Source organism: Neobacillus sp. BF23-41 (assembly GCF_041106275.1).
Genome location: NZ_JBGBPR010000016.1, coordinates 34,613 through 49,861 on the forward strand (window position 1 = coordinate 34,613; position 15,249 = coordinate 49,861).

14 protein-coding genes and 1 pseudogene are annotated in these 15,249 nt (G+C 39.8%); 8 read left to right on the forward strand and 7 right to left on the reverse strand.

What is annotated here, in order from left to right; translation table 11 throughout:
- Window positions 1–11: 11 nt before the first annotated feature.
- Window positions 12–635, reverse strand: coding sequence for a TetR/AcrR family transcriptional regulator (locus tag AB7942_RS21185; RefSeq protein WP_369448398.1), 624 nt, complete (start codon window positions 633–635; stop codon window positions 12–14).
- Window positions 636–947: 312 nt separating this feature from the next.
- On the opposite strand from AB7942_RS21185, the gene AB7942_RS21190 reads away from it, so the two are divergent.
- Together AB7942_RS21190 and pepT are read left to right on the forward strand one after the other, a co-directional pair.
- Entirely contained in the window at window positions 948–1,916 is a 969-nt protein-coding gene (locus AB7942_RS21190; RefSeq protein WP_369448399.1) for a nuclease-related domain-containing protein, read from the forward strand.
- A gap of 281 nt (window positions 1,917–2,197) precedes the next feature.
- Entirely contained in the window at window positions 2,198–3,430 is a 1,233-nt protein-coding gene (gene pepT, locus AB7942_RS21195) for a peptidase T (protein WP_369448400.1), read from the forward strand.
- Window positions 3,431–3,477: 47 nt separating this feature from the next.
- Here pepT and AB7942_RS21200 read toward each other — a convergent pair whose 3' ends face one another.
- Window positions 3,478–4,419, reverse strand: coding sequence for a phosphotransferase (locus AB7942_RS21200; protein WP_369448401.1), 942 nt, complete (start codon window positions 4,417–4,419; stop codon window positions 3,478–3,480).
- A gap of 162 nt (window positions 4,420–4,581) precedes the next feature.
- Here AB7942_RS21200 and AB7942_RS21205 point away from each other — a divergent pair, with 162 nt between their 5' ends.
- Window positions 4,582–4,707 (forward strand): DUF4023 domain-containing protein, encoded by a 126-nt coding sequence (locus AB7942_RS21205; protein ID WP_088084828.1) that lies wholly within the window; start codon window positions 4,582–4,584, stop codon window positions 4,705–4,707.
- Between the two features lie 64 nt (window positions 4,708–4,771).
- On the opposite strand, the gene AB7942_RS21210 is transcribed toward AB7942_RS21205, so the two are convergent.
- The 3 genes from AB7942_RS21210 to AB7942_RS21220 form a co-directional block, all read right to left on the reverse strand.
- Window positions 4,772–5,377 carry a hypothetical protein gene (locus AB7942_RS21210; RefSeq protein ID WP_369448402.1) on the reverse strand — a complete coding sequence of 202 codons (606 nt, stop codon included), beginning with the start codon at window positions 5,375–5,377 and terminating at the stop codon, window positions 4,772–4,774.
- Between the two features lie 13 nt (window positions 5,378–5,390).
- On the reverse strand, window positions 5,391–6,566 hold the full coding sequence (locus tag AB7942_RS21215; RefSeq protein ID WP_088084830.1) for a ParM/StbA family protein: 1,176 nt from the start codon (window positions 6,564–6,566) through the stop codon (window positions 5,391–5,393).
- A 557-nt stretch (window positions 6,567–7,123) separates the two neighbouring features.
- Window positions 7,124–7,264 carry a hypothetical protein gene (locus AB7942_RS21220; protein WP_369448403.1) on the reverse strand — a complete coding sequence of 47 codons (141 nt, stop codon included), beginning with the start codon at window positions 7,262–7,264 and terminating at the stop codon, window positions 7,124–7,126.
- A 595-nt stretch (window positions 7,265–7,859) separates the two neighbouring features.
- On the opposite strand from AB7942_RS21220, the pseudogene AB7942_RS21225 reads away from it, so the two are divergent.
- Window positions 7,860–8,126 (forward strand): annotated as a pseudogene (locus tag AB7942_RS21225) (protease); the annotation flags it as partial.
- A gap of 154 nt (window positions 8,127–8,280) precedes the next feature.
- Here the strand turns inward: AB7942_RS21225 and AB7942_RS21230 are convergent.
- Window positions 8,281–9,468: a L,D-transpeptidase family protein gene (locus tag AB7942_RS21230; RefSeq protein ID WP_369448404.1), complete on the reverse strand. Its 1,188-nt coding sequence runs from the start codon at window positions 9,466–9,468 to the stop codon at window positions 8,281–8,283.
- 409 nt (window positions 9,469–9,877) lie between these two features.
- Here AB7942_RS21230 and rluF point away from each other — a divergent pair, with 409 nt between their 5' ends.
- Both rluF and AB7942_RS21240 read left to right on the forward strand, forming a co-directional pair.
- Window positions 9,878–10,585: a 23S rRNA pseudouridine(2604) synthase RluF gene (rluF, locus tag AB7942_RS21235; RefSeq protein ID WP_088084836.1), complete on the forward strand. Its 708-nt coding sequence runs from the start codon at window positions 9,878–9,880 to the stop codon at window positions 10,583–10,585.
- A gap of 44 nt (window positions 10,586–10,629) precedes the next feature.
- Entirely contained in the window at window positions 10,630–11,169 is a 540-nt protein-coding gene (locus tag AB7942_RS21240; protein ID WP_369448405.1) for a helix-turn-helix domain-containing protein, read from the forward strand.
- A gap of 87 nt (window positions 11,170–11,256) precedes the next feature.
- Here AB7942_RS21240 and AB7942_RS21245 read toward each other — a convergent pair whose 3' ends face one another.
- Entirely contained in the window at window positions 11,257–12,804 is a 1,548-nt protein-coding gene (locus AB7942_RS21245; protein ID WP_369448406.1) for a flavin monoamine oxidase family protein, read from the reverse strand.
- Window positions 12,805–13,134: 330 nt separating this feature from the next.
- On the opposite strand from AB7942_RS21245, the gene AB7942_RS21250 reads away from it, so the two are divergent.
- Both AB7942_RS21250 and AB7942_RS21255 read left to right on the forward strand, forming a co-directional pair.
- Window positions 13,135–14,052, forward strand: a complete 918-nt coding sequence (locus tag AB7942_RS21250) for an aldo/keto reductase (RefSeq protein ID WP_369448433.1) — start codon at window positions 13,135–13,137, stop codon at window positions 14,050–14,052.
- 365 nt (window positions 14,053–14,417) lie between these two features.
- Entirely contained in the window at window positions 14,418–15,197 is a 780-nt protein-coding gene (locus AB7942_RS21255; protein WP_369448407.1) for a LysM peptidoglycan-binding and 3D domain-containing protein, read from the forward strand.
- Window positions 15,198–15,249: the final 52 nt, after the last annotated feature.

Sequence of the window (15,249 nt, forward strand, 5' to 3'; positions counted from 1 at the left end):
GTGACAGCCTCCTATTTGTAGAAACATTTAATCAAAACCTCAAAATACTCCTCTGCTTCGGCTTGGATCGCTTGATAATTAATCTCGTGGGTTGGCGACAACTTGGCTTTTTGTATCGCCTCATCACTCATCTTTTCAAACGTCCAGTTGATGATTTTTATTATTTTTGTCAGATCGACATCATCTCTAAATTTGGAAAAATCAATCCCCTCATATGCTCTTTCCATATTGATATGTGTCAGTTCTGATTTTTTTCTATCAAATTCAATCTTAATTTCAGCAGATTCCTCCAAAAATACCTCTTGGATAAACTTAAAGATATCTGGATACGTCCCAAGCATATCCGCTTTGATCATGATGGCATGCCGCATACGCCTAAAAAAGTCAGTCTCTTTTAAATTAATTTTCTTGTAGAATTCATCGGTAACGAGTTCGTAGCAATAATCAAATAAAAATAAGAACAGCTGCTTTTTGTTCTGAAAATAATGAAACAGCAATCCCTTTGAAATACCGGCCTCTTTGACGATTTCATTGGTCGATGCTCGGTCATATCCTTTCTCAGCAAATTCCTTTATGGCAGCATTAATAATTCGGTCTTGTTTTTCTTTATCTAAGTTGAGAAATTTTGAAAACATTGTCGCGGCCCTCCTCTTTCGGTTATTGACCACATCAGTCAACCACATTGTACTCCCGTTGACTCATTCGGTCAATAGCAGTCAAGCCCTATTTTTTTACAAAAATATGAAAAAGTTGTTTGAAGTATAGTATGCCCTTTTGGGACGTGCTACGATGCAAGATGACAGATAGATTTTAAGGAGGTGATTGTAGATTAATATTAACGACAGAGATGTATCCTGGACTGAGGTGATCGAAGATTATTATTAAAGACAGAGTTGTATCATTGATGGAGGTGATCGAAGATTATTATTAAAGACAGAGATGTATCATTGACGTTAGAAGGATTAATTGCAGCTCAGCAGCGGTTATCAGCTGGCCATTCGCTCCAGCCAGTATTGGCTGCTAAACGAGCATCCGTTGAGGCGGGTATTGGAGGAGAGGAAAGGGTAGCAGAAGTCTTCCGGAAACACCAAAATTCAGCAGAACACCACATTTTCCACGATTTATCTCCCGCATGGTCCGAAAATTTTCAAATGGATACGTTTGGGCTGACTCCTTGGGGTGGCGTGGTTTTAGAGGTAAAGAATATTGGCGGAAGCCTGGAGTTCAAGGACAATCCCCCTCAATTAATCCGAACACGGGAGGATGGACACAAGGATGGTTTTGAGAATCCTGTTGTCCAATTGGAAAGAAATCGTGGGTTAATTAGTGATTGGTTTCTGAATCGAAACATCCTGCTCCCAATCTACGGGGCAGTCGTTTTGGCTTACCCGAAACAAATGGTTACCGTTCCTCCTGCAAAGACTAAAATCTTGTTCCCCAGCTTAATCCCCTCATTTATGAAAAGCATCCCACAACAAGCAAATAAGTTGGACCAAGAAACCTTTCAATGGCTGTCTGCCGAACTTCTAAAAAGTCATCAACCATTTATCCCAAAACCGACATGCGCAGCCTACGGTATTCCTTTCGGGGATTTTCGTTCTGGGGTGAGGTGCTTGCCATGCGGCAGGTTTGGCATGGTGAAGCTGCCCCGGACCTGGTGCTGCCCATATTGTGGAGCGAATGATCATCTTGCCCACCTTAGGACTTTACGAGAGTGGTTTTTGATTTGTAATAGAACCATCACGAATAAGGAATGCCGGGAGTTTTTGGGGGTAGGGGATATCCATACAGCCAAACGCATATTGCTAGGTATGAATTTGCGAAGCCAGGGGACTTATCGAGATCGTTGTTATTTTATGGATTTTAGCTGTAAAAACCTCAGCCAGAACCAGGAAACCATAATAATTCACAAGTGAGGAGTAGTTTCGCCGGTAATTGACTCTTATCCACCAGTAATTGGAGCTTATCCGCCAGTATTGGATAGTTATCCGCCAGTTATTTCGGCTTTCGCCAGTAAAGTGGACTTATCCGCCAGTAAAGATGCCTTATCCGCCAGTTAATAGCGCCTATCCGCCAGTATTGGATAGTTATCCGCCAGTAAACCACACCATTCAAAATGTTTCTAAAAACGTGTAACCGCTCTCTCATAGTGATATGATAATCATGAATTCATCCAAAAAAGGGGAGTGTAGTGCAATTGAAAACCGAACTCATTGAAAGATTTACTTCCTATGTAAAAGTGGACACACAATCCAATGAAAACAACGAAACTTGTCCGTCAACAGAGGGGCAGTGGACATTAGCCCGCATGCTTGTCGAGGAATTGCAAACCATCGGGATGCATGAAGTTACCATCGACGAGAACGGCTACGTGATGGCGACCTTACCGTCAAACACAGAAAAAGAAGTGGCTACCATCGGCTTCCTGGCCCATGTCGACACTGCCACTGACTTTACTGGAAAAGGGGTTAACCCGCAGATCGTCGAAAATTATGATGGCAACGAAATCGTCTTAAACGAGGCACTAAAAGTTGTGATGTCTCCGAAGGATTTCCCGAGCCTACCCGACTATAAAGGTCACACACTAATTACGACCGACGGGACCACATTGCTTGGAGCGGACAACAAAGCCGGCATCACTGAAATCATGGCAGCAATGGCCTACCTGATTAACCGTCCGGAAATTAAGCACGGTAAGGTCCGCGTTGCCTTCACCCCAGATGAGGAAATTGGCAGAGGTCCCCATAAGTTTGACGTTGCGGCCTTCGATGCGAAGCATGCTTATACTGTCGATGGCGGTCCGCTAGGGGAGTTAGAATACGAGAGCTTCAACGCTGCAGCGGCGAAAATCACGATCAAAGGAAACAATATTCATCCTGGTTCCGCAAAAGACAAAATGGTCAACTCGATGAAAATTGCGATGGAATTACATAGCCAACTCCCAGCACAGGAAGCACCAGAACATACTGAAGGATACGAAGGCTTCTTCCATCTGCTATCATTCAATGGAGATGTCGAGCTCACAAAGCTCCACTATATTATCAGAGATCATGACATGGAAACTTTCAAGTCGAGAAAAGCGTTGATCGAAAACATCGTCAGTGGACTCAAGGCTAAATACGGTACAGACACCATCAACCTCGAACTGAACGATCAATATTACAACATGGGTGAAAAAATCAAGCCAGTCATGGAAATTGTCGACATTGCCCATGAAGCGATGGTGAACTTAGACATTAAGCCAATTGTCAAACCAATCCGCGGCGGCACCGACGGCTCCCAGCTTTCTTACATGGGTCTGCCAACACCAAATATCTTTACAGGCGGCGAAAATTTCCACGGCAAATTTGAATTTATCTCCGTGGATAATATGATCAAAGCTACCAACACCGTCATTGAAATCATCAAATTAACAGAACAAAAAGCTTAAATTTTAACAAAAAAAGCTAACCTTTACTAAAAACAAGGTTAGCTTTTTCATAAAAGAAGAGCTGCTGCGCACTGTTGAAGACTAGAAACGGTTTCTTCAAGCTGGGTATTCAGCTGCGCAACAGACCATTTCCCGCCGTTCTCCACTAGGTCCTTCTGAATCAGCAGGATCATCCACATCGAAAACACGGTCGCAAATAAATAATACTCTTTGAAAAAATAATCCCGATCAATCTCAAACTTAACTAGACTAAGATAGGACTCCAAGATGCGAACCCGAAGTGGACTGGTTATTTTTTTCAGGAAGAGGGGATGGGACATATCAATGAGATGGTACAAATCCCAGTACGGTGAGTTAAGATGGGTATGCTCCCAGTCCAATATCTTCAACTCATCGCCGACGATCGCAAAATTTCCCGTATGTAAATCGCCATGGGTTAACACCTTTTTCTCTAAAAATTTCAGGTGATCAATTTGTGAGAAAATGGCATCGATGAGCTCTTCCTCGATTTTTAACGATGGAAATAAGCGGTAAAACTCATCCTTCTTATCACAAACATCTGATACTATTTCCTCTATTTTTGGCTTCAAACCAGTTACCGGGACATTTCCCAATTCCTCAATGGGGAGCGAATGCCACCACGCCACCCATTTGATCACACCCATTACACTTTCTTCATTAAATTCGTGGGAGAGTGGGCCAAGATCCTCAAGAATCATCCAGTTTAAATCAGTCCGTTCACTTATGGAATAGGAGATAATTTTTGGATAAATCGCTGGAAATATGGGGAGAATATGTTCATGGACCCAGACCTCTTTGCCTAATTGGCCATCGTTTGTCAGTGGTTTAAAAATATAGCTAGTTGATGGAGTTAGGTAGAATCTTTCCACAAATCTCCCATTCATCCCCTTATAGAGGATTTCCTTTTTAAGGATGATCTCCTCATTTAAATTTCCATCGGCCCGGACAATATTGTTAAGCAGTTCCATGGGCTCACCACCGCATCTATTAATAGTTTCATAGATTTATTTATTTTCAACTATGACTATAATGTTTATTCTTATTCACAACAAATGAAATGCATTACAGAATATTTCCTACTTGTTTGGTCAAAATAACATTGGTTCGATTTTTCAAGGAGGTTAAGGAGAATGGATAACAAAAGTACACACGAATTTGTAGAACAGCTTCATGAAAAACAGGAAAAAGATAAGAGAAATAAAGAACGTCAAGCAACAGGGCAAAAAAGTCAAAGGATGCCTAATAAACAGCACTAATTACAAAAAAGGGCCAAACCTCTCAGCCGCGCATAGGCGGTGTGTGAGGTCTGGCCCTTTTAAATTATTTATTCATGTTTGCAAGAAAACCGCCAAGTAAGTCATCGATATCTGGCTCTTCATCATTTTCCTCTTCCTCAATCTGGGGTTGTTTCTCTTTCGCATCTTCCCAATCAAACTCACTAAGGTCATCTTCCATGTCACTTAAATCGATAGGGGAGGGCGGATCCTCCTTAGCTGCAGCGATCTGCAGATAACTGTCATCTTTTTGAAGTTTCTCGGGAAATACTTCTTCCTGAAGGTACAAAGCTTCGTCGATATCGATTGAATGACTATTTAATGAAGCAAGCAGCGAAGTCGAGCGGACTGGGTCAGAAATCAGCTGATAAAGAATACTTCCCAGCAAGGCTTCTGAATGCTCATGCTTTAACCAATTTCGCTGGGCTTTCGTTAACTTCTGGGGGAGAGGGATCGTAATTGTCTCCTTTTCCCTCGAAACAGAACTACTCACACCTTGCATCACAAACTCGGCAATTTTACTGGAAAAATTCCTTCTTTCTGTATCCTTCAACTTTTGTAAATGTTTTAAAATATGGTCAGGTGTATCAGAGGGGACACGAAAGGATATCGCTTGACCCCGCTGAACCTCATTTGAGGCTGCTTTTTTCATATAATCACCTTACTTAGCTTTTTACAGGTTCAACTCTAACTGGCTTTTGTTTCTCTGCTTTACGAACAAAGTCGTTGATGAGTTTATAATATGCATTGGCCATCATCCAAATACTCTCTTTTTCATCTTCAAAGAAATCAATATTATAACCGTCTAAATTGTTATTTAACGTTTTAAGATATTCCTTTAAGACATTGGCTCCGCCACCCACAAAGTAACAAATTTCCGTTTGCGAATTTCTCTGCCAAACATTACGTAATAAACGGTATTGCTTTTTAGCTAAATCAAGCAGGATTCGGTCGGTAATATCATGAACGCTTGTCCGGCTACCTTTAACCATAATATGATTACGATCACTTTTCTTGGTAATAATCTCAACGACATCACGGCGGCTATCGAGTTCAACCCCATGCTTAGTTCTAATCTCTTCGCGAATGGCTTCTAATGATTCTGAAACCCCTAGATTAAATCCTTGTGCTTTATCATCATCAACATTTCGATTTTTGATGACTGCAATATCCGTTGATAATCCGCCGATATCTTGAATTAAGATGCGCTTATCAATAAGTTCCTTATTGATTATTTTCCCGCTGTTGTCCAAAACAAGGTTAATAAATGCAGCGAATCCTTCAGGATATACTTTTACTTCTTCAAATTTAATATTTACTTTCAATCCTTGGTACTTTGGTGTGACAAGGAATTCAACTTGATGAACGGAACCAACTAATTTAGAACGATAGCCAGCATCCTTACCTTCTTTTACTTCACGAAGGGGAAGACCTGTTCCCAATGTATAGTTAGCATCAATCACATTTTTTGTACGCGGAAAACCATGTGAATTATTTTCCTTTACTGCGTCTAAAGCTAATGTTGCAAAAAGCATAATTAACGTTTGATCTTCTTCTGACTTGCTGCTGCCAGGGTCTAGTTCAGTGGCGTTAATACTTTTAGTAGCTAAATTACCAATACGATAAATTCCGTTGTTCTCTTTTAAAGCAGGGGAGTGGACTTTGATGTGAATTCCATCCAATGGATTTTTATTATCAAGTTCTTCAATCCCAATAACAGGTCGATCTTCTGTATCCCTAGCAATTATGTTAGGAATATTCAATTCATAGTCTAGTTCTCCGAAAATGGCCTTAATGGAGTCATTCCCAACATCAATAGCTGCAACTCTGGATTTAGTCATAAACATCATTCCTCTTCATTTATAGATTTATTTTTTAATAGTAGTTATGTAATTCTAGTTACACCTTTAAGAGTATATAAGATTGATAGATTCTTCAATGATTTATAAGTAAAAAAAATATAACTGTAAAAATGTAAACAACATGTAAACTTCAGAAGGATGTAAACATTATTGTATACAACAATAACAAATTTGTAAACATCGCGCAATCCATAATGTACACAGTTTTGTATACATGTAAACACTTCCGTAAACATAAAGTATACAAGTTGTAAACAAGTACACATAAACTGTAAACATGTATGCGAAAATGTATACAAGTAACCAAATAACGTAAACATGTATTCAAAATTGTATACTTGCCAATGCCCCGCTGTCAGATCCAACCTATTTTGATCAATACTTTTATCAGCAAAAAGGCATACCATTTAAGGTGTGCTTTAATTATTAATTTATCATGAGGGAGGAAGAAGGATACAGGTCCCCTACTCTTCAAACATCGAATTGGCAACTATATCTTTTCCTACATATAAGCACTACCGTTTCTCCTTGTAATTTTACCAGCCCGTCACTACTTCATTTTTACTATTAAGTTTGTATTCCTCTAACAAATAGGAACTATTTAAATCAACAGCCTCATCTTTGTCGAGATAATCCCACTGATTGTTGCTGACAAGAGCTTGAGGATTATTATTCATGTTATATCATCGAGAACGCATCATCTGCCTTCAGAGCTTATCTAGCCAGTCTTCATGAAGCGAGAAGTATCCAGTCAACAACATTCCCCACCGTCCGCTAGCCATCCTATTTCAGGTATCGCTGTTATCAAGTTTTTGTAAACAACGATTACAAACTTGTAAACACTGCGCCATTACGCGATGTGTACGAATTCGTATACATGTTTACGCCTTTGTAAACACAAAGTATACAAAATGTAAACATGTATGCAGAAATGTATACTTTCCGATGATCCCCCAATATCCGATCTCACATAGATTTAAGTGCCCCTCCCCTCTTCTAAAATCGTTAACTAAGAAACTATTAAACCAGCCTTCTTGTAAAAATTTAATCTATAAATATGTTATTAATTAGCGAATATGATTTAAATATTCGTAACATTCAGTCACTATTGTAAGATTAAAAATGCACTATAGACATATTAATTAGGGGGGAATACGTTTGGTAAAGAAAAATTGAGCACTGAAGGTTTTTTCTAGTATTACCGCAAGTACGATCGTTGCTTCCAGCTTGTTTGTTGGAACACTGGGAGGCTCTACCTTAGCTCCAAAGTCCGCAGCAGCAGCTACGAAAGTACCCACTACGGCATTTGGGCTAAGCAAAACAGATAAAATGTTCTTAGACTACTCTAATATCCCAGGATTTGGTGTCACAATGAAAGATAACTTCTCTCAACGTAACCCATTATTTGATGACAGCGCAAACTACAGTAACGCTGGACTCGTTGATGCTGGCCGTAACGTGCCAAATTACGGATTAAAATTCCGTGTGGTTGGTGAAAGTCCTGATGGGACAGTAGGTAAAGTCTTAATCTTCAAATAAACTAATAAAAAACCTACCTTCAGAAGCTTCTGAGGGTAGGTTTTTGCTTGTTTATATCCCTTCAAATACTCATGGCTTCACAGCAAAAAAGCGCCTTCTAGAGGCACTTTAAGCTATCTATTAATCTATGAGGCATTATATCCTGCCAACCTATTTACCCTTCACTCATCGCGCTAGCAACCATGTCAGCACCTACATACAGGTAATACCATTTCTCCTTATAATTCAACCAACCAGTCACTACCGACTCTTGATTGTTAAGTTTGTATTTTTCCTCTAATAAATTGGACCGATCTGCCGTTACTTCTTCATTTTTGTCAAGATAATCCCACTGACTGTTGTTGGCAAGAGCCTGAGTATTTTTCAAGACACCACTACCATTGAGATAGAACCAGCGGCCTTCCGAATTGACCCAACCCGTTTTCATCAATCCTGAATTATCGAGATAGTACCATCCTCCAGCATCTGCTAGCCAGCCAGTTTTCATAGCTCCGTTGCTATCAAGATAGTACCGATTCTCAGCGATAGATAACCAACCTGTTTTCATTACACCTTTGTTATCAAGATAATATTCCTTCCCACCGTCTGCGACCCAGCCCGTTCTCATCGCACCTGTTTGATCGAGATAATACCTATTTCCATCATCGTCCAGCCATCCCGTTTTCATTTCACCTTTGTTACCGAGATAATATTTCTTATCACCCTGGGTTATCCAACCGGTTTTCATCACACCAGCGTCATCAAAGAAATACCTTTTTCCGTCTATCGACTGCCAGCCCGTTTTTACTTGGCCATCCACATAATAATACTTGTTGCCGCTAAGTTCCACCCAGCCACTGCCATAACCGTTGGCCTTTGCAATCGAATCAAAGCTGCTGTTTGAATGAGTGATGACTACCAATGTGTACTTGTTGACATGGCTATAAAGCCAACGTACTTCCGAATTGTGCATCCGTACACAACCTGAACTTGCATAAGTACCAATCGAATTTTCATTTGCATTCCCATGAATAGCATAGGTGGTACCATAGGTGCCCCGAGCTTCTAATCCCAGCCACCGATTACCTAGCGGGTTGCGAGAATCTCCGCCCGGAATTTTCAATTTATAATAGGGGCGATTAACGATCTTAGTTACAATTCTAAAAGTCCCTTCTGGTGTAAGAGACCTCGATCTTCCAGTAGCAACGCTGAATGTTCTAACTAATTTACCACTATCATAGAATGCAAGGGTATTTGTCTTTTTGTTAATAATAATTAATTGTGACCCACTGCTTGCATCTGCTTGGCTTGTAAATAAAAATACACTGAACAGCAAAACAAAAATAATAGATAGTTTTTTCATCGTAATCTCCCCAATTATGTAGTTATTACTAAAAGTAACATATGTAATCAAAATATTTTGTCAAAAATTGGAGATAAAATGGTGATAATTTCCTGCCTATTTAGAAATTTAGATTGTAAATCTTTACTTTTTCGACAATTTTCTACCGCTAATATAGTTTTTCTAATAACAATCTATGTCCTTGGCTATTGGTTTTCTCGGGTTTGTAGCAGTTTAGTGATATTTAATGCCGTTTCACAAATATTCTCTTTTTCCACCATTACTTGTTCCTTAATAATTCCGCCAGTTCGTAAGCTACCTGGCCTATTGAGTAACTTTTGTAATAATTAGTGTCAGGCACCGAAGACTTGAAAAAAAGGCAGCAGTTGGGTATGGTAAACTTACAATTCTCCACTTAAGGGTGTGTATCATGCGTATTAATAAATTTATTAGCGAGTCTGGCAAGGCATCTAGAAGAGGAGCAGATAAGTTAATTAGTGAAGGAAGAGTTACGATTAATGGAAAAGTCGCGGTGATCGGGAGCCAGGTTGAGCCCGGCGATGATGTCCGTATTAGCGGCAGCCCGATTAAAGTGGCTAAAAACTATGTCTATATCGCTTTAAATAAACCAGTTGGGATTACCAGCACAACAGAAAGACATATAAAGGGAAATATCATTGATTTGGTCAATCATCCCTTACGGATTTTCCATATTGGCCGTTTAGATAAAGAATCAGATGGATTAATTCTCTTAACGAATGATGGAGATATCGTTAACGAGATTTTGCGTGCCGAAAATAGGCACGAAAAAGAATATATCGTGACAGTCGACAAACCGATCACACCTGAATTTTTAAAGAGAATGGCAGCGGGTGTGGAGATTCTAGATACAAAGACATTACCATGTAAAGTAACGCAATTGTCTAAATATGTATTTCAAATCATCTTAACACAGGGTCTTAATCGGCAAATCCGCCGAATGTGTTCTGCCCTTGGCTATGGAGTTGTCAGGTTGCAGCGGACGCGCATCATGAATATTCATTTAGGCAATCTACCGATCGGACAGTGGCGCGACCTATCTAAGAAAGAACGCAATCAATTGTTTGCAGACTTAAACTATCAGCCGAAAGAATGGTAAAATAGAATTATGTTTTTTATTTGGAAACCTTTGAGGTGGATCATTTGGATATTGGATCGAAAATCCGTGCAATACGTAATAGAAAAAAAATCACCATTGCGCAAATGTGTGAGGGGACTGGACTTTCAAAGGGGTTTATCTCAAATGTAGAGAACAATAACACCTCACCATCGATTAGTACTTTGCAAACCATTGCAACCTTTCTTGGTATCCCTTTACCTTATTTATTATTAGAAAAGAAGCAGCATATGCGCGTCGTTCGAAAGGCTGAAAGGACTCACTCCACCTTTAACCATTTGAAGGTTGAGCATCTAACCTCCAAAGGTGGATTAAGAATGATGCTGGTCGAATTCCCTGTTGGTGCTTCCATGGGTGAATCAAATGCACATGAAGGAGAAGAATGTCATTTGGTTTTGGAGGGAAAAGTCCTGGCCGAACAAGGCGAAGACTCAATGATCATTGACGAAGGCGATTCCTTCAGTTGGAACGCTAGTGTCCCGCATTTCGTAAAAAATATTGGTGATGGTAAAGCAGTTGTGTTAATTTCCATCTATTCTGATAGCGAACTAAATGACATTTTCTAAACACCGTTAGCTTTCCCTTAGAAATACATAATTAAAAAGGCTGACAAATAGGAACAACAGATTCCATATTTGTCAGCTTTTTTTTTCCTAATCTACTTTTATATCATTGATTACTTCATGTGCTGCCCTCTCACCAGTCTCGACCGCCCCATTTAAATAACCAGGAAACTTAATCGAAGTGTGCTCACCGGCAAAGAGGATATTGCCTTCGCGCTCTCCCAAAATACCAGCAAATTTCGTATATTGGCCAACTTTCCAATAGGAATAAGCGCCTTTAGACCATTGGTTACTTAGCCAATGGTCTACGGTTGCTAAACCATTCCATTTATTATTATTTCCAGGCAGTACAGGCTCAAGCTTGTCCAAAAATTCTTTCGTCTTCTCTTCTAATTCTCGATCTGTGGCAGCAAGCAGTTGCGCCGCTGTTTCACCTCCTAGGAAGTTAACAAGAATTCCTGAATTACCTGGTTGAGATCGAGAGGATTCAAAGGTCTGATGATAGCCTGTATCCGCAAATGTTTCACCATTATTTCCAAGCACATTCCAGAACCGATTAACAAATTGTACATGAAGTTTTGTGTTTACCCCCATTCCGAGCTCTTCAATTGCTGCTTCTTTTAACGGACGAAATCTTGCATCCTCATAATCTATCGTTCTTAAAATACTAAAAGGAAGAGCAAGAATAACTTTATCGGCTAAGACCTTCCATTCCTTTTCTTTATTTCGAAAAACGAGCGTTATTTTATTTTGAACGGACTGTTCAATCTTAATCAATTGGGCATTACATACGATTTGCCCCTGAAGTTTTTTTGCTAATAAAGCAGGGAGTTGGTCATTCCCGCCCCTTATATGAAAGCATTCATCTGAATCACCGTACATTCGAAAGGGCTCATTTTGTGCAAATCCTAACATATAAAGTAGATTTAAGGCACTTTGCTGGTGAGCTTCCGCTCCATTTTCAATGGAATAGGCAAGTGCTAGTAATTTACCAAATCTTGAATGGATGCCTTCTTGTACGGTCTCATTGATATAATCAACTATAGACATATGATCAAGCTCAAATCCTCGCTCAGTATAACTATTATAAAGGGTCGTTTCACCCACTGCTTTCAGATCCCTTTGTAGTTTAGGGAGGATTTTTATAAAATCATTAGTTACTTCATCAAAGGAATAAGGGCGTTGATCAAAAAAATAAAATGGTTTGGTGTCAACCGGTTCTGCCATGATTAAATTATCTAATTCTAATCCCAACTCTTTGGCAAGTTCTTGAATTTCGATATGGCAGGTATCTATTAATTCTCCGCCACGCTCGACAATTTGCTCGTCGTTGAAGTACCCTCTTCTTGTCCAACAACGTCCCCCAACCCGATCGGCCGCTTCATAAATAGTTGAAGTGATCCCAGCTTGTTTAAGTCGATAAGCACTCGTGAGACCCGCCAATCCCGCTCCTACAATGACGATCCTAGGAGCAGCCTTTCCACCCTCATTCGTATACTTTTGTGGCATGAGTAGAGCCTTTTGTAAATTATTATTATCTAGTGTCCTAGCTTGTCCAGTACTTAATGGTTTCTTCATTTCAGTACCTGCCAACAAAAATGATTTCTGCAGGATACTTGCCAATGGCGTTCGTGCCAAGAAAAACCAGCCCCTTTATGCAAAAATAAAACCATGCTAAATGATCGATTACCTATCGTGTAATAGTAATTACCAATAAAATATGCATGGTCTGTTGATTTGCTTGAGGCAAGAAGCCTGTTTCCGGATTTATTTTTTATCGCTACTTCGATATGGATGTAGCCGCTGCTGTTTAAAAATTGCCTATTACTAAGCCCATGTGTCAAAATAGGGAAGAATAGGTAAAAATAGTTTCACTCATTCTGGTAATGTGGTTGGAAGAAATAGTCGAATATCCGCATTACCTATCGACATCGTTCGCCAAGTATAACAAAGTGGAGGAAACAAATGATGAGAACCATTAAATTAGGAAGCAGTTCTTTAGAGGTGCCTGTCGTAGCAGTTGGCTGTATGCGTATTAACTCGCTAGAAAAAACAGAGGCTGAAAGCTTTGTCCAATCTGCTTTAGAAGAAGGGGCAAACTTCTTCGACCATGCGGACATATATGGAGGCGGAACATGTGAAGAAATTTTTGCAGATGCCATCCACATGAACGCGGAAATTCGTGAAAAAATCATCCTGCAATCCAAATGCGGCATTCGCAAGGGAATGTTTGATTTTTCGAAAGAATATATTTTAGAATCAGTCGACGCAATCTTGAAACGGCTGAACACCGAATATCTTGATGTTCTCCTTCTGCACCGCCCGGATGCGCTGGTCGAACCTGAAGAGGTTGCCGAGGCCTTTGATACCCTTGAGAGATCAGGAAAAGTGCGCCATTTTGGTGTCTCCAATCAAAATCCGATGCAGATCCAACTGCTTCAGAAATTTGTGAAGCAGCCACTTGTGGCTAACCAATTGCAATTAAGTATTACCAACGCCAATATGATTTCTAATGGCATCAATGTAAACATGGAAAATGATTCTGCAATTAACCGGGACGGCAGCATCCTCGATTTTTGCAGACTAAATGAAATTACCATTCAACCTTGGTCTCCATTCCAATATGGATTCTTTGAAGGAGTATTCCTTGGAAACGACAAATTCCCAGAATTGAATCAGCAGATCGATGAAATTGCCGCCAAATATGAAGTGAGCAACACGACCATCGCTACCGCCTGGCTGTTACGTCATCCCGCCCACATGCAGCCTGTGATCGGAACGATGAATATCGACAGGTTAAAGGACTGCTGTAAGGCAAGCGAAGTTCAGCTTACACGTGAAGAATGGTATCGTATCTATCGTGCAGCAGGCAATATTCTCCCGTAAATAAACACTCCAAAAAACAAGGCACGGCGAATGCTGTGCCTTGCTTTGATGGGAAATTAGTTTTTAAAGGGAAAAACAAATGGTATTTAAGGAAAATAATAGGATAATATAAACTTAAAATTCATTTTATGTAACACTATTGTAAAAATAGAAGTAACGCGCCCAGATAGGACCACTACTGGGTCTTTTGCATTTTAGAAGCCTTGGAGGGATGTATTTTCAGATTATTAAATGAATTAAGAAATACTATCGCAATAATATTGCCACGGATGTAAACGATTTAACATCTCCCTGTTCTTTGTTTCAGAAAATTCTATGTTACGATGATAAAAACTTAGCAACCAAAGAACATGGAGGGTAAAAGAATGCTTAAAAAAATTATTTCAATTATAGCAGTTGCTGTACTCTCAGTAACTGTAAGTGCTAATGTACAAGCTGCAACAGTAACAGTACAAAAAGGGGATACCCTTTGGGATCTATCACGCGCAAATAATACATCTTTAGAAAATATCCAAAAGTTAAATCATCTTACTACAGATCTAATTCACCCTGGAGATATACTAACCATTGCACCGGAAAAACATTATGCTGTTAAACAAGGTGACACACTATGGGATATATCCCTTGATTATCAGGTAACTGTTTCGCAACTTAAAGAATGGAACAAATTAACTACCGATCTCATCCATCCTGGATTAAATCTATTAATCTATGAAGGTTTAAATACTACTAATACGGCTGTATCAGAAAAACAAACGAAGCCTGCTGCATCTACAGCATCAGCAAAGCCTGCAGCGCAAGCACCAAAGGAAAGTGAACCAGCGGTAGAAGCTGCATCAACTACTAATACAAGTTCAAGGGAAATTACAGTGAAGGCTACAGCTTATACGGCTTCGTGTGAGGGATGTTCTGGTACTACGGCAACTGGAATTAACCTTAAAGCAAATCCAAATGCAAAAGTCATCGCAGTTGACCCATCGGTTATACCGCTTGGCAGTAAAGTTTATGTAGAAGGCTATGGTGAAGCAACGGCTGCAGATACTGGCGGGGCTATTAAAGGCAATCGAATTGATGTCTTTATTCCTGCTGAACAAGATGCCATCAATTTTGGGGTAAAACAATTAAAGGTAACCATTTTAAACTAACATACCCGTATGTTAGCCAGAAGATTCAAAGGACCCGAAATATCATTTCGTG

Bases quoted from the DNA above. Each gene is read 5' to 3' on its own strand.
- AB7942_RS21185 (WP_369448398.1), bottom strand. From the start codon at position 635: ATGTTTTCAAAATTTCTCAACTTAGATAAAGAAAAACAAGACCGAATT.
- AB7942_RS21215 (WP_088084830.1), bottom strand. From the start codon at position 6,566: ATGACTAAATCCAGAGTTGCAGCTATTGATGTTGGGAATGACTCCATT.
- AB7942_RS21220 (WP_369448403.1), bottom strand. From the start codon at position 7,264: ATGAATAATAATCCTCAAGCTCTTGTCAGCAACAATCAGTGGGATTAT.
- AB7942_RS21250 (WP_369448433.1), top strand. From the start codon at position 13,135: ATGAGAACCATTAAATTAGGAAGCAGTTCTTTAGAGGTGCCTGTCGTA.
- AB7942_RS21255 (WP_369448407.1), top strand. From the start codon at position 14,418: ATGCTTAAAAAAATTATTTCAATTATAGCAGTTGCTGTACTCTCAGTA.
- AB7942_RS21200 (WP_369448401.1), bottom strand. From the start codon at position 4,419: ATGGAACTGCTTAACAATATTGTCCGGGCCGATGGAAATTTAAATGAG.
- AB7942_RS21230 (WP_369448404.1), bottom strand. From the start codon at position 9,468: ATGAAAAAACTATCTATTATTTTTGTTTTGCTGTTCAGTGTATTTTTA.
- rluF (WP_088084836.1), top strand. From the start codon at position 9,878: ATGCGTATTAATAAATTTATTAGCGAGTCTGGCAAGGCATCTAGAAGA.
- AB7942_RS21205 (WP_088084828.1), top strand. From the start codon at position 4,582: ATGGATAACAAAAGTACACACGAATTTGTAGAACAGCTTCATGAAAAA.
- AB7942_RS21210 (WP_369448402.1), bottom strand. From the start codon at position 5,377: ATGAAAAAAGCAGCCTCAAATGAGGTTCAGCGGGGTCAAGCGATATCC.